Below are 20464 nucleotides of genomic sequence, written 5' to 3' on the forward strand. Positions count from 1 at the left end.
AGCGAGAGGACCATCGACCCGGCGTGCACAGGCGTGTGGCGGAGGCGAGCGTCGGCGAGGTGATGTCATGACCGAGCGCCCTGCGCTGCACCTCGTGCTGGGAGACGAGGAGCTGCTGGTCGAGCGGGCGGTCGCGGAGGTGACCGCGCAGGTGCGGGCGCTCGCGCCGGATGCCGATGCGGTGCCGGTCGATCGGATGCGGGCGGGCGACGCCAGCACGGCGGAGTTGGCCGAGCTGTTGAGTCCGTCGCTGTTCGCCGAGGATCGGGTGATCATCCTGGAGTCGGCGGCCGAGGCGGGTAAAGACGCGGTCGCGGTGATCACCGCCGCCGCCGGCGATCCGCCCGAGGGCGTGGTGCTGGTGGTGCTGCATTCGGGTGGCGGACGGGCCAAGGCCTTGGTGCCCGCGCTGCAGAAAGCCGGTGCTGTGGTGCACGACTGCGCCAAGGTGACCAAGGCGGCCGAACGCGTGGAGTTCGTGCGCGGCGAATTCCGCAACGCCGGAGTACGCGTCGCGGGCGACGTGGTGCAGGCGATGCTGGAGTCTGTCGGATCCGAACTGCGCGAGCTGGCCGCCGCCTGCTCGCAGCTGGTCGCCGACACGGGCGGCAAGATCGACGTCGCCGCCGTGCACCGCTATTACTCGGGCAAAGCCGAGGTCTCCGGTTTCGACGTGGCCGATCTCGCGGTGGCAGGCGACCGCTCCGGCGCGATGGAGGCGCTGCGCTGGGCCAACGACCGCGGTGTCGCCCACGTCCTGCTCGCCGACGCCCTCGCCGACTCGGTGCACACGATCGCCCGCGTCGGTTCCGCAGGCCGTGGCGACCCGTTCAAACTCGCGCAGCAACTGGGCATGCCACCTTGGAAGGTCAAGAAAGCTCAAGCGCAGGCCCGCAACTGGACCCCCGCCACCATCGGCTCCGCCCTCCAGGTGGTCGCGGCCCTGAACGCCGACGTCAAGGGTGGCGCCGCCGACTCGAACTACGCGCTCGAACACGCATTGACCCAAATCCTCGACCTGCACGCGGCCGGATAGCGCGAGCCGCTCGATCCCTGAACTTTGGTCGGGCGCGAGGTCGAGCCAGCCGACCGATCGAGGGATGCTGGTTGTGTGCTGTGGCACATGTGGGGGAGAACTCAGTGGACGGGAGTCGGCGTGCCGCAAAGCAGGAACAGTTGCTGGATACGCGACGTAGCTGCACCAGATCGCGACGTCAGATGAGGTTTGTCTGATCTCGGATCGGCACCCGCCAGCGAGCTTCCGAGTGGCCTGCGGCGTTCTGGCCAGCGGTTACGCGCAGAGTTGAGCCAATTGTCGGCTAATCGTTCGTGTCAAACTGGAATCAGTTATGGACGAGCGAACACCACCGGTCTTTCCGGTCGATAATTCCCGGCGGGGCCGTGTACGACGCGGTCGCCGCCAGGGCGGTGCGCATCGGCAGCCGGAGCGGCGGATCGGGCGAACCGTGCTGAAGGTGCTGGCCGGAGGTGTTTCGATGGCGGTGCTCGCGGGGACCGCGGTCGGCTGGGCGACCGAGGGGCGTTTCGATCGAGGATTTACCAGGTCTGCGGCGTTGGGTGTGGATGCGCCGCGGTCGCTGGCCGGCGATACGAACGTACTGCTGATCGGGCTGGACACTCGGAAGGATCAGGCCGGGAACGACCTGCCGAAGGAGATCCTGGACCAACTGCACGCGGGCGACGGCGAAGAGGGTGGGTACAACGCGAACACGCTGATCCTGGTACACATCCCCGCGGACATGAAAAAGATTGTCGCCGTGTCGATTCCGCGTGACGACTACGTCAAGGTCACCGGCATCCCCGGCTACACCGATGTGAAGATCAAGGAAGCGTACGGCCTGAGGAAAGCGGCGGTGCAGGATCAACTGATCAGCCAGGGCGTGACCGACAGCAAGGCGCTGGAGCGGGCGGGACGCGAGGCCGGGCGGGCATCGATCGTGCAGGCGGTGCGCGACCTGACCGGTGTGCCGATCGATCGATTCGGCGAGGTCACGCTGGCAGGTTTCTACGACTTGGCCAAGGCGCTGGGCGGGGTCGACGTCTGTCTCAACAAGCCGGTGAACGACAGCTACTACTCCGGCGCCGATTTCCCGGCGGGCAGGCAGCGGCTCGACCCGGCGCAGTCGCTGGCGTTCGTCCGGCAGCGGCACGGTCTGGAGAACGGCGACCTCGATCGGACCCACCGCCAGCAGGCCTTTCTCACCTCGGTGGCCCGCGATCTGCGGAAGGCGGGCACGTTCACCGATGTCGGCAAGCTGTCCGCGCTGATGGATGTTGCCCACCGCAATATCGTGCTGTCCGACGGCTGGAACGTCACCGATTTCCTGCGCACCCTCGGTTCGTCCGAGAACCCGGTCGTCGAGTTCCGTACCTTGCCGGTGCTGCGCTACGACACCATCGACGGCCAGGACGTCAACATCATCGACCCGGCAGCGATTCGCCGCGAGGTTCGCGCCGCGTTCGGCGACCCGGATCCCGCTGTGGCGCTGTTCAAATCGACCCGCCCGCCGACGCTGCAGACCACCGACCCGCCCGCCGGAACAGCAACGCCCACACCGGATGTCGGTGCGCCGGTCGCTTCCACCATCGCCGGCGACACCATCCCCTGCGTCAACTGAGCTGCACCGCCTGCCCGACGCCATCCGCTTCGGACATCTCTACAGATTGATCTCCTGCATACCCAAATATCCTGTGCGACAAGAACGATGCGCCATGCGGCAGCGGTGCCTCACATAGCGGCAGTGACCCGCTCGACCCCCGACCCGGTCAACGCCGCAAGCCCCGCCTTCCGTCCCGTTGCGACAAGCAGCAGATCGCTGACCGGTCCCCGGATCTCCTCGGGTCCGTCACCGCCCGCCCACTCCGCGTCGGTGGCGACCAGTCGAATCCCACGCAACCGCTTGCGCGAACCGTAGAAAATATTGTTTCGCACATGGTCGAGTGCCGCGCACGCCTGCTCGATCGGCACGTCCCGCACCCGGCCGAGCGGTCGTGCGACGTCCTGTCCGTGAATCATCATGTCCACCAACGGATCTATCGGGCTCGCCCCAGGTGCCCGGTGCGTCGATCCGGCCGATTCACGCACTTGCGCGATCAACTCGGCGGGCGTGAACCGGGCAGCGCGATCGCGAGCCAACTTGTCGGTCATCGCATCCCAATCGCCACGGGCCTTGATGACACCGACCAGCGTTTCCCGCAGGCCGACCTTGCTGGACAGCGAGACGTGGGCAAGTACCTGGTGCACGTTCCAGCCGGCACACAGTGACTCCACGCGCCATTCGTGCTCATCGAGGCCGTCGAAGAAGTCGGCCAGCGAGAGCCTTTCGGCGGTTACCCACGCCTGGATCTGATCTCGGTCCACTGTGTTCCTCCGGGTTCGGTGTCGTCACCGGTATCGACGACCCGAACCACGGAATTTCATCGCACTGCCCGAAAGTAGGTGTTATGCCTGCTGCGGGGGTTGGACCAGGGCGGCCGTGACCTTGCGGACGAGCGGCAGCACGAGCAGCAGCGTCGGAAAGGCGATGGGCCAGGACACCGCCCAGGACCGCAACCAGACGCCCACCGCCAGCCCGTCGCTCATCAGCGTGCTGATCAGGGACACGATGCAGGTCATCAGAATGGACAGCAGCATCGGCAGGATCACCGCGGAATACCGGGCGGGCAGCTTGCCGAAGGTGTTGCGAGAGTTCATCGGTCGCTCCGTAAGTGTTCGTCAGGCAACGGCGCCGCCGGGACGGCGGGGCCGGTGCGTTGGTTGACGTGAACGCTTACGGCGACAGGATGTCGCGGCGCCGAGCATAGGACAGCCGTCCGCGGCGGCGCAAGCCGTGCTCGCGCCGCCGCGGGTACCGATTGGTCAGGCGCGGGCTTCGATCTTCAGGTCGCCGGAGACGACGCCGCGGGTCATCGGCCGCGCCAGCATGTCGTGCGGGAAGCCGAGTTCGATGGCGCTGGCCTGCTCGAGCCGGGCCAGCTGTGCGGTGTCGAACTCGACCTCGAGCGCGCCGAGGTTGTCCGTCAGCTGGGCGGCGGTGCGGGCACCGATGATGGGCGAGGTCACGCCGGGATTGCGCAGCGTCCAGGCCAACGCGACCTGCGCGGGCGTCTTGCCCAACTCGGTGGCGACGTCGGTGACCACGTCGGCGATGGACAGTGACCGCTCGGTGAGCGCGCCCTGCGCGGCCGCGACGTTCTTGCGAGTGCCCTCGACGTCGCTCGCTTCTTGGTGAGTCAGGTCGTCACGGGTGTACTTGCCGGTGAGCACGCCGCTGCCGAGCGGCGACCACGGGATCACACCGAGGCCGAGTTCGCGAGCCATCGGGATGAGGTCGCGTTCGACGGTGCGCTCGATCAGGCTGTACTCGATCTGCAGCGCGATCAGCGGTGACCAGCCACGCAGGTCGGCGATGGTCTGCATGCGGGCCACCTGCCAGGCGGGCGCATCGGAGATGCCGACGTAGAGCACCTTGCCCGAACGCACGAGATCGTCCATGCCGCGCAGGATTTCGTCGACGGGGGTCATGAAGTCCCAGGCGTGCAGGTACAGCAGATCGATGTAGTCGGTGTTCAGCTTGCGCAGGCTCGCCTCGACCGAGGCGAACATCGACTTGCGGTGGTTCCCACCGGAATTGGGGTCACCCTGGCGCCGCAACATGGTGTATTTCGTTGCCAGCACCAGGCTTTCGCGATTGTCTGCGGTGAATTCGCCGAGAAGTTGCTCGGAGGTGCCGTTGGTGTACTGGCTTGCCGTGTCGACGAAGTTTCCGCCACGCTCCACATAGGTGTCGAAGATCTTGCGGGCCTCGTCCTTATCGGCGCCCCAGCCCCAGTCGGCGCCGAAGGTCATCGTGCCGAGGGACAGCGGAGACACCCGAAGACCGGAGCGGCCGAGCAGCCGGTAGGTGTCGAGGGTACGGACTCCGGACATGTCCAGCTCCTTGTCGTTGCTGCTTCATTGGTGAGCAAACCCAGTCTTCAGCGGCGCGGCAGGCGGGGTAAGGGAAGGTTTTTCCTGGGAAAGCCAGTCCTAGGCAGCCGTAATATCGACGGTGATGACCGGAATGGTGAATGCGACAGACGGCGCGAACTCGGGGCACGGCGGCCGCGGATCGGCGAGCGCCACCGATCCCACCCAGGAATTGGCGGCCTTCCTGCGCGACCGACGAGAGCGCCTGACACCAGCTGACCTCGGGTTACCGCCGCGCAGGCAGGCGCGGCGCACGCCGGGGCTGCGGCGCGAGGAAGTGGCGGAGCTGGCCGGAGTCAGCACCGACTACGTCGTCCGGCTGGAGCAGGGACGTGGCTTGCGCCCGTCCGCCGAGGTACTGGAGGCTTTGTCGCGGGCGCTGCGGCTGAACGCCGACGAACGGGCCTACCTGTTCGATCTGGCCAGGCAGCGGCAGCCGAACGCCGGGAAACCGGCCACCGTGCCCGCGCCCGCGCTGGCCATGCTGGTGCGGGATCTGTCGCCGCTACCGGCGATGCTGATCAACCATCGCTACGACATCCTGGCCTGGAATCCGGAGATGTCGCGGCTGATCATCGACTTCGACACGGTGCCGCCGCGCCAGCGCAACTCCATGTGGCTGTGCCTGATGGAGCCGAGCATGCGCGAGTTCTACGTGGAGCGGGAGCGGATCATCCGTGAGGGGGTCGCGGACCTGCGTGCGGCCTGGGCGGCCCATCCGGACGATCAGGTGCTCGGCGACCTGATCGCGGAGTTCACCGCACGCAGCGCGGAGTTCGAGGAGGGTTGGGCCAGGCACGACGTGCGGGTGCAGGGCCGCGGCGCGAAACCGCTGCGGCACCCGATCGTCGGGCGGCTGGTGGTCAATTACGAGGTGTTGATGCCGGTGCAGGATCCGGACCAGCGCATCATCATCTATCGGGCGGCCGACGCGGATTCGCAGACGGCGCTGGACCGGCTCATGGCCGATCCGGCGCCGTTGGCCGATCGGACGGCCGCGGCGGAGCTCACTCCACCGAGCTGAGCACTAGCTCCTCGTCCTCTTCCTCCGACTCCTCGTATCGGCCCTCCCAGTCGTCGTACACGGGTACTTCGTCGTCTCGCGTGACAACCCACTCCAACGAGTACGAGCCCTCATCGTCGATGGGAACCATCACGTTCTCGATCTTCACCCCGATGCCAAGGACCTCGGCGGCCCGGATCACGTCGGGCAGATCCTCGCCACGGACCACAGTCTGATTGGCGTAAACGGTAACCATGCGCCGAATGGTAGCTGGAACCTCCGACAGGCTGTGGGCCGATCCGGAATCCTCGCTGCCGAACAGGGCGCTGACCGGGCTATGTGTACGACAAAAGCCGCCGTGGTCGTCGAGGCCACGGCGGCTGCGTCACAAGCATGCGGTACCGGATCGGTACCGGGGGAATCAGATCTTGTTCAGAGCCAGCGCGAGGGCCGACTTCTTGTTGGCGGCCTGGTTGGCGTGGATGACGCCCTTCGAGGCAGCCTTGTCGAGCTTGCGGCTCGCGAACTGGAGCTGCGCGGCGGCCTTCTCTTTGTCGCCGGCCGCGGCAGCTTCCCGGAAGCTGCGGATCGCGGTGCGCAGCGAGGACTTCACCGACTGGTTACGCTTGCGCGCTTCCTCGTTGGTACGGATCCGCTTCAACTGGGACTTGATGTTGGCCACGCCTGTTTCCTCGTGTTCCTGTCGCTGAGTGGTCTGTGCTGGAAAAGTTCCTGCGCGTGCGTCGCACCCTCGATAAACGGGTAACGCAACGCCGAAGGTCGAGAATACCAGCCGCCGCTCGGGGCACGAAATCAGCACCGTCGTAGGGCGCTGCGCCGACGCGTTCGATGACATGTTCGACCAGGCGGGCCGGTGGGGCAGCCTACCGGGGACTGTGCGTCGCGTTGGCTGGTCGATGAGGTCATGCTGCGGCGCGGACCGAATTCGCGAGGTCTTGTGGCGACCGCTCGTCCGGCCCGAAGACACGCTGCCGAGATCGTTGTCGCAGGTACACCGGGCGCGTAGCGTTCGAAAAGCGAGTGACTTGTATTGCCTGAATACTCGAGAGGCGGGCAGATGTCTCCAACGGCTCAGGAAGTTGTCGAAGAGGTCGCCGAATACGGGCCGATTCCGGACAGCAAGAAATGGGGTGCCGAGGCGCTCGGCACATTCGTCCTGGTCATGGGTGGTGTCGGGACGGCGGTGCTCGCGGGGGATCGGGTCGGGGCGCTGGGTGTGGCGTTGGCCTTCGGACTCTCGTTGTTGTTTCTCGTGTATGCGATCGGGCCGATTTCCGGCTGCCACGTGAATCCCGCCGTGACGGTCGGACATCTGCTGCTCGGCAGAATCAGTGTGGTTTCCGCGGTGGGTTATTGGATCGCGCAATTGATCGGCGGATTTCTGGCCGGGCTCGTGTTGTTCGCGCTGGCGAAGAATCTGCCGTCGTACGACCGAGAGGTCAAGGGACTCGGTGCCAACGGCTGGGGGCCGCACAGTCCTTCCGCGCAGAAGGGGCCGCTCGGTGAGGTCGTCCTGCAGAACGGGTACGGGCTGGCCGCGATGATCATCATCGAGGTGATGCTGACCGCGCTGCTGGTGTTCGTGGTGCTCGCCTCGACCGATCAGCTCTCCGATGTGCCGCTGGCCGGCCTGTCGATCGGTGTCACGCTGGCGGTCATCCACCTGATCTCGATCCCGGTCGACAACACCTCGGTCAACCCGGCACGTAGCCTCGCCGTCGCCCCCTACCAGGACGGCGCGATGGGGCAGGTCTGGGCGTTCGTGGTGTTCCCGTTGATCGGCGGTGCGCTCGGCGCGCTGGTGTACGGCCTGCTGTTCGGTCGCTCGCGCAACGTGCTGTCCTGAGTTGGTCCGACGAGCCCATCGGTGCCGATGGGCTCGCCGCTACTTCGCGGTTCGGCGAACGGCGTTGCAGGTCACGGTGATTGCTTGCCGCCTGCCGTGCTTCAGTGCCAGGCGTATTCGGCACACAACCGGTGGGCGACGAGGTCGAACGACTTGCGGGGCAAGATGGCTCCCTCGCGCCGGATGCCCGCCTCGGGCACGTCGAGCACCCGATCCAACCGGACCCAGCTCGGCCTGCCCTCGGGATCCCAACTGCCGCTGCCGATCCCGACCCAGTTCGGGTCGCGCGCCCGGTCCGCCTTCGACGACAGCATCAAACCGAGCAGGGTCCTGCGGTCGCGCCCGACGACCAGCACCGGCCGGTCCTTGCCATTGCTCGGATCCTCCTCGAACGGCACCCAGGTCCAAACGATCTCACCCGGATCGGCCCGCCCGTCCAACTGCGGCGAGTACACGATCTGCCGGGCCCGCTCGGCCGTCGGCACCGGAGTCGACGCGGTCGGGCGCACCTTCACCGCAGGCGTGCGCCGCTGACTCAACGACCCCACCAGCCGCTCCACCAGCCGCGGCCCCTGCTGCCTGACGAGCTTGGGACCCTGCTCCTTCGCGATAAGTCCGAGCTGCTTGCCGAGGGAGTTCCAACTTCGGGCCATATTCGCAATATAACGGCGCACCGCCGTCTTCTCACGCGCGCCGCGACGCCCGTCGATGCGCCGATCTGGGCGCACGATGCCGGACCGAACGACCAGTTTTGGCCAGGACCTTTCCGACCAGGGGCGAACCGGCTACCGCGGAGATTCGGGTCCATAGCAGAACGACACCATATGTGTGAGCGCCCACTGTTTCGGCAGCGATCACCCTCGGTCGCACCCGGATCCGGCGCTTCGCCACACCGATGGCGGGGGCTTCGTACTGCTCATGGGACGATAGAGGACAGTTTGCCGATACCCATGAGGAGTGGAGTGCCCGCCAGCTTCGCCGACACGACGTTCACCGATCCGTCTCGGATCCGGAACTTTTGCATCATCGCGCACATCGATCACGGGAAGTCGACGCTGGCCGATCGGATGCTGCAACTGACCGGTGTGGTCGAGGAGCGGCAGATGCGCGCCCAATACCTGGACCGGATGGATATCGAGCGTGAGCGCGGCATCACCATCAAGGCGCAGAACGTGCGGCTGCCGTGGCAGGTGGATGGCACCGATTACGTGCTGCACCTGATCGATACGCCGGGCCACGTCGACTTCACCTACGAGGTGTCGCGCGCGCTGGAGGCCTGCGAGGGCGCGGTGCTGCTGGTCGACGCGGCGCAGGGTATCGAGGCGCAGACGCTGGCGAACCTGTACCTGGCGCTGGACAAGGATCTGACGATCATCCCGGTGCTCAACAAGATCGACCTGCCCGCCGCCGACCCCGACCGCTACGCGGCCGAGATCGCGCACATCATCGGCTGCGACCCCGATGACGTGCTGCGGGTCTCGGGCAAGACCGGTGTCGGGGTGACCGAACTGCTCGACGAGGTCATCAAGACGGTGCCCGCCCCGGTCGGTGACCCGGACGCGCCCGCTCGCGCGATGATCTTCGACTCGGTCTACGACACCTACCGCGGCGTCGTCACCTATGTCCGCGTGGTGGACGGCAAGCTCACCCCGCGCGAGAAGATCAAGATGATGTCCACCGGCGCCACGCACGAGATGCTGGAGATCGGCATCGTGTCGCCGGAGCCCAAGCCGACCCAGGGCCTGGGCGTCGGCGAGGTGGGTTACCTGATCACCGGCGTTAAGGACGTGCGCCAGTCGAAGGTCGGTGACACGGTGACCGCCATGCGCAACGGTGCGTCCGAGCCCCTCACCGGGTATCGCGAGCCGCGCCCGATGGTGTACTCCGGTCTCTACCCGGTCGACGGCTCCGACTACCCGGACCTGCGCGACGCACTGGAAAAGCTGCAGCTCAACGACGCCGCCCTGACCTACGAGCCGGAAACCTCGGTGGCGCTCGGCTTCGGCTTCCGCTGCGGTTTCCTCGGTCTGCTGCACATGGAGATCACCCGTGAGCGGCTGCAACGCGAGTTCGACCTGGACCTGATCTCCACCGCGCCCAACGTGGTCTACACCGTAGAGATGGAGGACGGCACCAAGCATGTCGTCACCAATCCGTCGTACTGGCCGGAGGGCAAGGTCCGGCATGTGTTCGAACCGGTGGTGAAGTGCACCGTCATCTCACCGAGTGAGTTCATCGGCTCGATCATGGAGCTGTGCCAGGCGCGCCGCGGCGAGCTCGGCGGCATGGACTACCTGTCCGAGACCCGTGTCGAACTGCGCTACACCATGCCGATGGCGGAGATCATCTTCGACTTCTTCGACTCGCTGAAGTCGCGCACCCGCGGCTACGCCAGCCTCGACTACGAAGAGTCAGGCGTGCAGGACGCGGCGCTGGTCAAGGTCGATATCCTGCTGCAGGGTGAAGCGGTGGACGCGTTCAGCGCGATCGTGCACAAGGACGCCGCGCAGGCCTACGGCAACAAGATGACCACCAAGCTGCGCGAACTCATCCCGCGCCAACAGTTCGAGGTGCCCATCCAGGCCGCCATCGGCTCGCGCATCATCGCCCGCGAAAACATCCGCGCCATCCGCAAAGACGTGCTCGCCAAGTGCTACGGCGGCGACATCAGCCGCAAGCGCAAGCTGCTGGAGAAGCAGAAGGAAGGCAAGAAGCGGATGAAGACGATCGGCCGCGTCGACGTCCCGCAGGAAGCCTTCGTCGCCGCGCTGTCTTCCGACGCCGCGTCGGACAAGCCCAAGGGTAAGTAGGGCCACGCTCGACACCGAGAAGCTCGAGGATTTCGTCGACTGACGCTCAGTCGGCCCGTGTTGCGATCTGTACGCGCAGTCGGGTGCCGCCCAACGGGCTTCGGTCGAGTTCGGCTGTGCCGGAGTGCAGTTCGGCTTGTTGCCGAACCAGTGCGAGCCCGAGCCCGGAGCCGGGGGAGCCGGGGCCTTTGACGAAACGGTCGAAGGCGTTGGGGCACAAGGTGTCCGGGACGCCGGTTCCGTCGTCGTCGATGAGGATCGCCACCGTGTCGTCGGCGGCGGGGTGGACGGTGATGGTGACGGTGTCGGCGTGACCGTGTTGGACGGCGTTGGCTACCGCGTTGGTGACGATGAGCATGAGGCCGCCGGGGAGGCCGGTCACCGTGACGGGTTCGCATTCGACGAGTTCGATGCGGACGCCGGGGTGGCGGCGTTGCGCGTCTTGGGCCGCGCGGTCGAGGGTTTCGCAGAGGTCGAAGGGCTCGAAGATGTCGGGCTCGGTGAGTTCGCCGACGGCGAGCCGTTCGAGATCGGTGAGGGTGTTCTCGATCTGCTGTTCGGCGAAGAGCACCTCGTTGAGGATGGTGCCGCGCTGCTCGGCGGGGATCTCCTTGGTGGCCAGCACTTGTAGATCGGTACGCAGGGCGGTGAGCGGCGTGCGCAGTTCGTGGGCGCAGACGGCGGCGAAATCGCGAGCGCTGGTGAGGGCGTGGTTGGTGGCGCGGTGGGCCGCTTCGAGCCGGGCGAGCATGCGGGTGATGGCGTCGGAGAGCTCCTCGGTCTCCTTGGCGCCGCGGCCGGACAGCGGCGGGAGCTCCTCGAGGGTGTCGATGCTGTGGGTGGCGGTGGCCAGCGTGCGCAGCGGTCGCGCGGCATAACCGGCCAGCAGCCAGCCGAGCAGGGCGGCGACGACGGCGCCCGCGACCCCGATGCCGAGGCCGATGAGCTGGCTGCGATGGATGGCCGAGGCGACCACGTCGCGGTTCGGATCGAGCGACACCAGGACCCCGGGCAGGCCGTCGACCCTGGTCACCGCTGCGTCGCTGGGTACGCCGGGCACCGAGTATTCGGGGACATCGGCGGCGGAGGGTGAGCGCGCCTCCACCGAGGGTTGGGTTTCGGTATACGGCGCCACGACGGGCGGTGCGGGCGACAAGGTTTCCGCATAGGGCGGCGTGCCGGGTGCCTGTGCTCCCGGGTACGGCGGCGGAAGTGGCTCTGCCGGAGCGCCTCGCAAGGGTGGCGCGACCCGCACCGCCATCGAGGAGACGGTTTCGTCCAACTGCCGCTCGCCGGTCGCGTTGAGCAACGCGGCGAACGTGATGGTGAGAGTGAGCGCGACGAGCGCGGCGACGACCCCGGACACCAGCGCCACCCGGGTACGCAGCGACGGTGAACGTTTCACGGCTGCTCCCGTAATACGAAGCCGACTCCGCGCACGGTGTGTACCACCCGTGGCGCGCCCGGTGCCTCGAGCTTGCGCCGCAGATACGAGACGAAGACATCGACCACATTGGTGTCGGTGGCGAAGTCGTAACCCCATACGGCGGAGAGGATCTGCTCGCGACCGAGCACGATGCCCGGGTGTTCGGCAAGCAAGGCGAGTACCTCGAACTCTCGTTTTGTCAGGTCGACGGGGGTGCCCGCGGCCAGCACCCGGTGCCCGGCCAGGTCGATCTGCACCTGACCGATCCGCACCTGGGTGCCGGGGCGCTCGGCGGGGGTGACCCGGCGGCGCAGCAGTGCGCGCAGCCGGGCGACCAGCTCGCCGAGGTCGAAGGGTTTGGTGAGGTAGTCGTCGGCGCCGCGTTCGAGGCAGGCGATGCGGTCGGTCACCGCGCTACGCGCGCTGAGCACGCAGATCGGAATGTCGTTGCCCATCGCGCGCAACGCGGTGACCACGCCTTCACCGTCGAGCGTCGGCATGTTCACGTCCAACACCATGGCGTCGGGGGCCGCGGTACGCACCATCGACAGCGCTTCGGCGCCGTCGCGCGCGGTCACCACCTCGAAATCGGAGAGTTCCAACCCGCGGCGTAGCGAGGCGAGCACGCGAACCTCGTCGTCCACGACCAAGATCCGGTGTCCGGTCATGGATCAACATTAGTCCCGGTCAGCGCACGCTCGCGACGACGCACTGTGGCTCACCCGGAGCGCCGGGAAAGACTTCGGCCGGGGTGCCCGGCACGGCGTCGGCCGGGATCGCGGGCACGGGCTCGATCGGGACGGCGGGGACAGCGCCGGGCGGGAGTTCGCGTTCGATGGTGACCCACGGGCCGTCCGCGCCTTCGCCACGGGTGATCACCACCGGCTCGCTCGGATCGATCACGGTGCAGAGGACGGGTTCACCAGGGGCGGGCTGGATGACGCCGGGACCCGAGAGCGGGGGCGGCGCCGGGGGTCCCGGCTGCGCCGACGCGCTGCCCGCCATGCCCGCGACCACTGCCGCGGTGAGGGCGGTCCCGCTGAGCACGGCCGCGATGCGGCGTCCGGTGAATGCGGTCATGAGAATGACTCCTTCGGATCGATGCTGTCGGCCCGGCTCGGCCCGACGAAATCGACGGTAGGGAAAGGATCTTCACCACTCGTTGAGCATTCGTTAGAGAACTCTTAGGTTCGGCGTCGTCGCGTGCGTGGTCCACTGGGGCGCGGCAGAATTCGACCTGGTCACGGGCCACATCGGCGACCCCGAACGGTTTGTTACCCCACCAGAAATAGGGCTTCCGTTCTGGTTTTCGGGATGGCAGGGTTGTGTTGCTCGCCACCTGTGGAGTCTCTACAGTCCTGGAGAATGTGACAGTCGGGTTTTCCCGAAATAGTGTTAGGTGATCTTCACTCGGCCTGGCCGGCATGTGAGGATGGCTGCTGGAAACCCGAGATGGAGCTTCTATGACGCGTGACCTGCCCTTCGATGACGACGCCACCGAGGCAGCCGAGCGCGCGGGTGACACCGCATACCGAGTGGCTACCGGCGTCGCGCGGGTAGCACGGGCGGGCGCTTATGTCACCGGCGGCGCGCTGGTGGCCGCGAACGGCGGCGGCGTTCCTGCGCACCCAGGCTCCTCACACGCGGACAGCAAGAACGCGGGCTGGGCGCACAACAGCGATCCCGACGCCGACCTGCCTTCACCGACGATCACCTTTCCGGACCCGGTCGTCGAACCGGCCCCGCTGAACTCGCCTTACGCGGCCAACTCGCCCGTCGCGCACGGCAATTCCGGTTTCGGCCTGCCCGGCACCCACCCCGGCGGCGCGCACCTGCCGACGTTCGGTGACGAATACAACGGCACCGACGCGGGATTCGCGCTGCCCGGCACCGAGGCGGCCAACCAGGGCATGGGACTGCCGAGCCTGCCCGGCGGCGCATCGAACCAGCACGGCGTGCAACTCCCGGGTACGCCCGCCGCGTCGGACCAGCACGGCGTCGGCCTGCCTGGCACCGCTCCCGGTACCGGCATGGGCCTGCCTGGTACGCCCGGCGGAATCGGTTTGCCCGGCACGGACGCGGGCCCGGCCCACCGTCCCGGCGCCGAGGTCGAGGCGCCCGGTGGCAATGGCTTCGGACTGCCCGGCCACGGACTCGGTCAGGCCGGGCACGGTTTCGGTCTGCCGGGTGCGAATGGTTTCGTCGCGCCGGGTTCCGGCGTCTTCGACTTGCCCGGATCGCAGGCGGCCCCGGCAGCGGGCGGCCCCTTCGACGGCGTCGGCGACGCGGGCGGCGACCCCCTCGGGATCTTCGTCGGCACGCAGTGGTCGGTGGACTTCGCCATCGGCCCGCAGGGCATCTACTTCAACTCCGAGATGAAGGTGGACCTGGGCGCCGGTCACGTGGGCGATCAACTCGACCAGTTCACCGACTGGCTCGGCAGCGGCCTGCACGTGCCCGACGGCAACGACCGCGCGGTCACCGACTCGGCCATGCCCGGCCATGGCAACCCCGGTGTCGTCGGCGGTCTCACCACGCCGGGCTCGTCGTCGACCCAGTCCACGCACTCCACACACTCGGCGGCCCCGACACCCACGACGCAGCCGGTGATTCAGGCAATGCCCGCGCCCGCACCGATGACGCAGGCCGCGGTCGCGCCGGTGGCCACCGCCGCCGCGGCGCCCGCCGTGGTCGCGCCCGTGGCGAGTGCCGCGCCGCAGCCGGTGGCGGCTACCCCCTTGCAGACCACCATCCAGCCGGACGCCGCGACAACGCCGATCGCGAACGTGTTCGGGGCGCCGGAGGGTCCGTCGGTGCTCACCGTGCCCGCCGCCGCCACGCCCGCGCTGTTCGAGCAGGCTCGGTCGACGCCCGTGGTGAAGCCGACCCCGATCCCCGATTCCAAGCCCACGGACGTATCGGTCACCACGCCGAACATGCCGACCACCATCACCAAGACCGTCCCCGTCCCGACGGTGCCGTCCGACATCACCACGCCGAGCATCCCGAAGACGCCGGACCTCACCACGAAGGTGCCCGGTGCGGGCCACCCGTCGACTCCGCACGGCGGCATCTCCACCGGCCCGGACGTGCCGACCACCAAGACACCGCCGGCCACGGGCACGCAGCCGACGCAGTCGCCGACCATCCCGGACGACGACGTGACCACCCCCAGCACGGGTGCGGGCTCCGGTGGGGTCACCACTCAGCCGACCGTGCCCACCCGCGAGGTGCCGACGGTGACCCAGCCGGACCCGACCGTGCCGACCCGCGACGTGCCGACGGCAGTCCCGACGCACAACGCACCCGTGCCGACCCACGACCTGCCGCCGACCTTCACCGCGCCGACGCAGGCACCGGTACCGACCTACAAGCCGCCGATCGTCGATCCCAAGCCGCACGCCATCGCGGACAACACGCACATGGTCGGCGCGAGCACCGCATCGATCCAGGACTACCCGACCTACACCGACCACTCGACCCTCGCGAGCGGCGGCCTGTCCGGTGGTCTGCTGCCGGAATCATCGATGGCCGATACCCATCACATGGGTCCGGGCGGCTTGGACACCGTGTTGATATAGAGCAGGACCTTGGTGATCAAGGGGTGAAGGGGGCGTCCATGTCGATCGAGAGCACAACTATGTAAGGAGGCAGGTTGTCTGCCGCAGCCGGGCTGAAGGCCGCGACGGTGAAACATCCGGACGCGATGGCGCCGCTGATCCGGATCCTGGACGAACTGCGGGAGATAACCAGATTCGCGGGCCGCGATGATCTGGGTAGCCGGTTGAGCATGGTCCGGGCCAGAGTGAGCGACCCCCGGGTCCGCCTCGTGGTCGTCGGCGAGCCGAAGAACGGCATGAGCACGCTGGTCAACAGCCTGGTCGGCGCGTCGGTCAGCGCGACCAACAGCGACCTGAGCGTGCCAGTCATCGTCGAGTACGGGCCGGAACCGACTGCGACACTGGTGCGTTCGGTCGACGGCCGCACCGAACGGCAGTCGGTGGACCCGCTCGATCCCGGCCCCGCCATCTCCGGCTTCGGCGTGATCCGGGCCGAGTTCACCCAGCCGAGTCCGTTGCTGGCCGACGGGGTCGTGGTGATGGACGCACCCGGCGCGCGCGGCGCCGACAACACCACCTGGTCGATGATCGCCGCCGCCGACGCCGTGCTCTACGTCGGTGACGCCGCCACCGAACTCACCGTGGATCAGATCGCCTACCTGCAACGCATTCAGCAGATCTGCCCGACCGTCATCTGCGTGCTCAACAAGATCGACCAGTTCTCCCACTGGTCACACACCCAGCAGCGCAATCGGGAACTGCTCGACGCGGCCGGGCTCGGCTTCGCGGTGGCGCCCGTCTCCGCGGAGCTGCACCGGCAGGCCGGACTGTCCGGCAACTACCAGCGCGACATCGAATCCGGTGTGCCGCAACTGATCGACCATCTGCGCGACTACGTGGTCGCCCGCGCGGACAGCGTCGCGTTGGACGCCGCGGTGCAGGACATTCGGTTGGTCAGTGATCATCTCGCGCTGACCTTGCGCAATGAGGTCGAGTCGCTGCGGGATCCACGGATGCGCGCCGAGATCACCGACAAGCTGGTCCGAGCCAGGGACGAGGCGGATCAGCAGCGCCAGCGCACAGCCAACTGGCAGGTCACTCTGGTCGACGGCAGCACCGAGCTGATGGCCGATATCGAACACGACCTGCGCCACCGCCTGCGTAGCCTGGTGCGTGACGCCGAAGCCGAAATCATGCAGACCGATCCGGCGCGGCGCTGGAAGGAGTTCGGCACCGACCTCGATGCCAGGATCTGCGAGGCGGTAGAAGAGAACTTCGTGATGGCGCATTACCGTTCGGTCGAACTGTCCGAGCAGGTGGCCTCGAAGTTCCTCGCCGACAACCGGGCCGCACCGCTGCCCAACATGCGGTTGGAGAACCCTGGCGAGGTGCTCGAAGCGGTGCAACCGCTGGAACCGCTGGAGAGCGCGAAAGCGCGTGTGGGCCAACAGATTCTGTCGGCACTGCGCGGCTCCTACGGCGGCATCCTGATGGTGGGTCTCGTCACCAGCATCCTCAAGATGTCGCTGGTGAACTGGTACTCGATCGGCGCCGGCGTGCTGCTCGGCATCAACGCCCTCTGGGACGAGCGCAAAAACCTCAAACAGCGCCGCCGCGCCGAAGCGAAGGTCGCGGTGGCTCGCTTGATGGATGACGTCATCTTCCAGGTGAGCAAGGAATCACGAAATCGGTTGCGCGCCATGCAGCGCGTACTGCGCGACCACTTCACCGATATCGCCGCCGACGTCGCCAAGCAAGCTGACGAGGCACTGCGCCTGGCCGAGGCCGCCTACCAGAAATACGGCGACCACAGCGGCGACCGCATCGCCGACGCCAACGGGCAACTCGGCAAACTGCGCGGCCTGCGCGAACAGGCCGACAGTCTGACCGCTTGATCGAGGTTATCTATTCCGCCGAGATTGGTGTCAAAGCGCGACCTGCGCGTCACACTGCGCCGCCACAGATGGATCGTGGGTGACGAGCACGACTGTGGTACCGCTGTCTCGCAGCCTTCCGATATGCCGCATGATCGCGTCCCGATTTTCGCTGTCCAGTGCACCCGTTGGCTCATCGGCTAAGACGAGGCTTGGACGTCTGATCAATAACCGGGCCATGGCTACGCGTTGCTGTTCTCCGCCGCTCAGCTCGTAAACGCGTGCGTGCAGCTTATCCCGCAATCCAACCTGTTCGAGTGCTTCCAGTTTCCAGTCTCGTTTCTTACCGGTGCCGCGTTTGGTGTAGGTGCAGGCAATGGAGAGGTTCTCATCGACGGTCTGATCGTCCATCAGAGCGTAGTTCTGGAATAGATATCCGACCTCATGGCGGAAATATGTCACGCGGTCTCGCCGACGAATCTTCTTCAAGTTTGTGTCGTTGACGACGATCTCGCCTCCGTCGTAATCATCAAGGAGGCCTATACAATTCAGTAGCGTCGTCTTCCCGCTGCCGCTGGCACCGGTTATGGCAAGCATTCTACCTCGGTCGACCGAGAAGGACAGGTCGTCGAACAGTAGTCGTTCGCCAACAGTCTTTCGCAGTCTTCTGACCTCGATGGCCTTGGCTTCGGGCACGGTAGCTGCGTTCCTTCCCGAGATGCGCTTGTCTGTAATGATCATTCCCGCTTCATCCAAGTGTTGTGCGATCGAGTTTCGTAGACCGCTATAAAACCGACCGTGATAAGAATGTCCGCTGTGACCGCCCCGATCGCAAGGATGCCCATTCTTCCATGTAAGAGCGACGGGTTCCCCAGTGCGAGACCGACCAGCACTGTGGCACAGCCTAACGTCAACCCGAGGCTAAGACCGCTGTGTCGACGCCAGAACGAGTAGCCATGCAATTCTTTGACGTAGATTTGTTTTCTATTTCGTGTGCAGTACAGTGCGGCAAGAAAGCTTGCGATCACGGTGCCTGCAATAATTGTGGCGACCAGGCCGTACAGCTGGCTGTAGCTAGCTCTCTCGACATCGGCAATGTCTTGCATCGAAAGATCTCGGATTGAATAATGGTATTGAAGGTAAGTATCAATGCCGGCTGTGGCGAGGCTGTCGCGGAGCAGCATGCTATCTAGAAACAGGGCCTCGGCAGAACTCGACTTAGCGGAATAGAAATCGTCGGACAACAATCTGGCCCGGGCGTCGGACACTAAGATCACAGGGTCGCGGACGAAGCTTTTCGTTAGCGAATCGGTAACCCTATAAGAAAATATGTCCTGACCATCTCGGATATTCTTTACGCTGATCTTCACTGCATCGGAGTCGACCGGAGTACCTTGAATGCGCTGCTGGAATGCGATAAATTCGACATATCGTTCGATTATGACGGATTGTTGGTGCTTTTTGCTGTCTGGTATCAATAGAACCATCTCCAGGTCGGAAATGTGCACGTTGCCGATGCAAGATCCGAAGGAGTCGACGATGCAATTCTTGTGGATAAAGTTGTTATCAACTATGAGATCGGGAAACTCGTCTCCCGCCTGTACGTCCCTTGCAGGGCGGAGATCGTTACTGGCTACCAGTAGAGCCTTATCCTGTTTCTCGAAGGTGTCGAAGAGCTCTCTGATTTTTGCATCCAGATCCCGCTTTTCCTGGCCATCGATTCTTCCTGCTGCAACTGAGTGGCTCAGGGCGAGATAATCGGGCATGGCCTTGAATTTTTCGGAAACTTGATCCATGGCTCCGAGAAGTATTATCGCTCGGACGCAACCTATTATCAGAGTGAGAATCGTAGCTAATACCGCAAACTTCGCAAGATATGCGAAGTGCAGCAGCCTGCCATCGGATTTGGCACCCTTCAGGTTCTGGTCGGTCTGCTGCGTCAACGCGAACCAGACTGCGATAGATTCTACTGCGAACAAAAGTATCAGTACCAACCCGAAAGTCACCAGCAGAGTCATGAGAAGCGCTGGGAAGCGGGCAAGCCCGTTGTACTGCCAAAGATATATGGTGGTAGCAACCAGGATGGCAAAGGCGAGCAGGGTGCTGGTCTTGGCTAGCACGCCTAGTCTCTCGGCTATTATTCGCCAACGTGGATAGCCGTGCAGTGACTTTATTGCATACGCTTTTGCGGAGTTTAGTGCCGAGTAGGCGACGACTAGCGCACAGCACAATACAACGACAGTCAGTATTGTTAAGAGATTCGACTGTGACAAAGTGTCCCACAGGGCGGACCCGAAATTTTGGTCCCACCTCGAAACTTGAAATCGAAAACTCTGTAGAGCGGCTATAGAGCTCTCGATACTCGAAGCGGACCCATCGATGATATATCGTCCCCGCACATCCTCTGTGGTTATGTGACTCGACGGACGAAAGACCGTGCGGAGTTCCGGATCGAAGGTGACATACTTCCCGCCAGGCGCGAGAGCTTCGCTACGGCCGGGGTTTCCTATGAATTCGAAAAATACGCGATCTTTGCTGTTGGTTCCATCGAAACTGAGTTTGTAGATATTTGTATTCTGCTCTACTGCGACAGTTGAGAAGGCGTTGTACAACGATTCCTTGGATAGGGATCGATCAAAGTTGTCTACAACTATCTCTGTGGTGCCGCGCAACGGGTGAGCTTCGTCTTTGAGTTCAAAGTAAACAACAGAAATTATTGCAGTCAGCAGGAAGCTGACCGCGATAACAACTCGCGAAACGAGTTGCACGATACCTCATCTCTTCGAGTGATGGCTCGCCTGTGCCTGAACGGTATCGATAGTTCGGAACAGGCGAGCCATCGGCGAAGCTTAACGCGCGAACGTAAGCGATCTAGAACGGTTCCGCCAAGATAGTCACTGAGTCAATCGCGGTGAGCCGATGCCGCTAATGGCT

General features: G+C 65.3%; 17 protein-coding genes and 1 pseudogene. 7 read left to right on the forward strand and 11 right to left on the reverse strand.

The annotated features are described in order from the left end of the window. Positions 1-67: 67 nt before the first annotated feature. Both holA and ACIHA7_RS15220 read left to right on the forward strand, forming a co-directional pair. Entirely contained in the window at positions 68-1036 is a 969-nt protein-coding gene (holA, locus tag ACIHA7_RS15215) for a DNA polymerase III subunit delta (RefSeq protein ID WP_397289668.1), read from the forward strand. Between the two features lie 313 nt (positions 1037-1349). Continuing rightward, positions 1350-2615 (forward strand): annotated as a pseudogene (locus ACIHA7_RS15220) (LCP family protein); the annotation flags it as partial. A gap of 134 nt (positions 2616-2749) precedes the next feature. On the opposite strand, the gene ACIHA7_RS15225 reads toward ACIHA7_RS15220, so the two are convergent. From ACIHA7_RS15225 to ACIHA7_RS15235, 3 genes are all read right to left on the reverse strand, one after another. Then, the gene (locus ACIHA7_RS15225) at positions 2750-3382 is read right to left on the reverse strand and encodes a maleylpyruvate isomerase family mycothiol-dependent enzyme (protein WP_397289670.1); all 633 of its coding nucleotides are present in this window, start codon (positions 3380-3382) and stop codon (positions 2750-2752) included. Positions 3383-3463: 81 nt separating this feature from the next. Continuing rightward, a complete protein-coding gene (locus ACIHA7_RS15230; RefSeq protein ID WP_107654851.1) occupies positions 3464-3715 on the reverse strand; it encodes a DUF2798 domain-containing protein in 252 nt (83 codons plus the stop codon). Positions 3716-3880: 165 nt separating this feature from the next. Continuing rightward, positions 3881-4951, reverse strand: coding sequence for an aldo/keto reductase (locus ACIHA7_RS15235; RefSeq protein ID WP_397289672.1), 1071 nt, complete (start codon positions 4949-4951; stop codon positions 3881-3883). A gap of 124 nt (positions 4952-5075) precedes the next feature. Between ACIHA7_RS15235 and ACIHA7_RS15240 the strand changes: the two genes are divergently transcribed. Then, a complete protein-coding gene (locus ACIHA7_RS15240) occupies positions 5076-6014 on the forward strand; it encodes a helix-turn-helix domain-containing protein (RefSeq protein WP_397289674.1) in 939 nt (312 codons plus the stop codon). On the opposite strand, the gene ACIHA7_RS15245 is transcribed toward ACIHA7_RS15240, so the two are convergent. Then, on the reverse strand, positions 5998-6249 hold the full coding sequence (locus ACIHA7_RS15245) for a hypothetical protein (RefSeq protein ID WP_397289676.1): 252 nt from the start codon (positions 6247-6249) through the stop codon (positions 5998-6000). The two genes, ACIHA7_RS15240 and ACIHA7_RS15245, sit on opposite strands and share 17 nt — an antisense overlap. Before the next feature lie 165 nt (positions 6250-6414). Then, on the reverse strand, positions 6415-6675 hold the full coding sequence (gene rpsT, locus ACIHA7_RS15250; protein WP_397289678.1) for a 30S ribosomal protein S20: 261 nt from the start codon (positions 6673-6675) through the stop codon (positions 6415-6417). 396 nt (positions 6676-7071) lie between these two features. Between rpsT and ACIHA7_RS15255 the strand changes: the two genes are divergently transcribed. Next, on the forward strand, positions 7072-7860 hold the full coding sequence (locus tag ACIHA7_RS15255; RefSeq protein ID WP_397289680.1) for an aquaporin: 789 nt from the start codon (positions 7072-7074) through the stop codon (positions 7858-7860). 101 nt (positions 7861-7961) lie between these two features. Here ACIHA7_RS15255 and ACIHA7_RS15260 read toward each other — a convergent pair whose 3' ends face one another. Then, positions 7962-8513 carry a type II toxin-antitoxin system PemK/MazF family toxin gene (locus ACIHA7_RS15260; protein ID WP_107654855.1) on the reverse strand — a complete coding sequence of 184 codons (552 nt, stop codon included), beginning with the start codon at positions 8511-8513 and terminating at the stop codon, positions 7962-7964. 297 nt (positions 8514-8810) lie between these two features. On the opposite strand from ACIHA7_RS15260, the gene lepA reads away from it, so the two are divergent. Next, complete coding sequence (gene lepA, locus ACIHA7_RS15265; RefSeq protein ID WP_397289683.1) at positions 8811-10670, forward strand: translation elongation factor 4; 1860 nt, start codon at positions 8811-8813, stop codon at positions 10668-10670. Positions 10671-10716: 46 nt separating this feature from the next. On the opposite strand, the gene ACIHA7_RS15270 is transcribed toward lepA, so the two are convergent. From ACIHA7_RS15270 to ACIHA7_RS15280, 3 genes are read right to left on the reverse strand one after another with little or no spacing between them, the layout of a single operon-like run. Next, positions 10717-12075 carry a sensor histidine kinase gene (locus tag ACIHA7_RS15270; protein WP_397289685.1) on the reverse strand — a complete coding sequence of 453 codons (1359 nt, stop codon included), beginning with the start codon at positions 12073-12075 and terminating at the stop codon, positions 10717-10719. Continuing rightward, positions 12072-12764: a response regulator transcription factor gene (locus ACIHA7_RS15275; RefSeq protein ID WP_397289687.1), complete on the reverse strand. Its 693-nt coding sequence runs from the start codon at positions 12762-12764 to the stop codon at positions 12072-12074. The genes ACIHA7_RS15270 and ACIHA7_RS15275 overlap by 4 nt, the downstream gene beginning before the upstream one ends. A 19-nt stretch (positions 12765-12783) precedes the next feature. After that, a complete protein-coding gene (locus tag ACIHA7_RS15280; protein WP_397289689.1) occupies positions 12784-13176 on the reverse strand; it encodes a hypothetical protein in 393 nt (130 codons plus the stop codon). A 383-nt stretch (positions 13177-13559) separates the two neighbouring features. Here ACIHA7_RS15280 and ACIHA7_RS15285 point away from each other — a divergent pair, with 383 nt between their 5' ends. Next, the gene (locus ACIHA7_RS15285) at positions 13560-15677 is read left to right on the forward strand and encodes a hypothetical protein (protein ID WP_397289691.1); all 2118 of its coding nucleotides are present in this window, start codon (positions 13560-13562) and stop codon (positions 15675-15677) included. Between the two features lie 74 nt (positions 15678-15751). Beyond that, positions 15752-17551 carry a dynamin family protein gene (locus ACIHA7_RS15290; protein WP_397289694.1) on the forward strand — a complete coding sequence of 600 codons (1800 nt, stop codon included), beginning with the start codon at positions 15752-15754 and terminating at the stop codon, positions 17549-17551. Positions 17552-17581: 30 nt separating this feature from the next. On the opposite strand, the gene ACIHA7_RS15295 is transcribed toward ACIHA7_RS15290, so the two are convergent. Further along, positions 17582-18271, reverse strand: a complete 690-nt coding sequence (locus ACIHA7_RS15295) for an ATP-binding cassette domain-containing protein (protein ID WP_397289696.1) — start codon at positions 18269-18271, stop codon at positions 17582-17584. Beyond that, on the reverse strand, positions 18268-20298 hold the full coding sequence (locus ACIHA7_RS15300; protein ID WP_397289698.1) for a DUF1430 domain-containing protein: 2031 nt from the start codon (positions 20296-20298) through the stop codon (positions 18268-18270). The genes ACIHA7_RS15295 and ACIHA7_RS15300 overlap by 4 nt, the downstream gene beginning before the upstream one ends. Positions 20299-20464: the final 166 nt, after the last annotated feature.

Source organism: Nocardia sp. NPDC052316 (genome assembly GCF_044547795.1).
Classification (GTDB): domain Bacteria; phylum Actinomycetota; class Actinomycetes; order Mycobacteriales; family Mycobacteriaceae; genus Nocardia.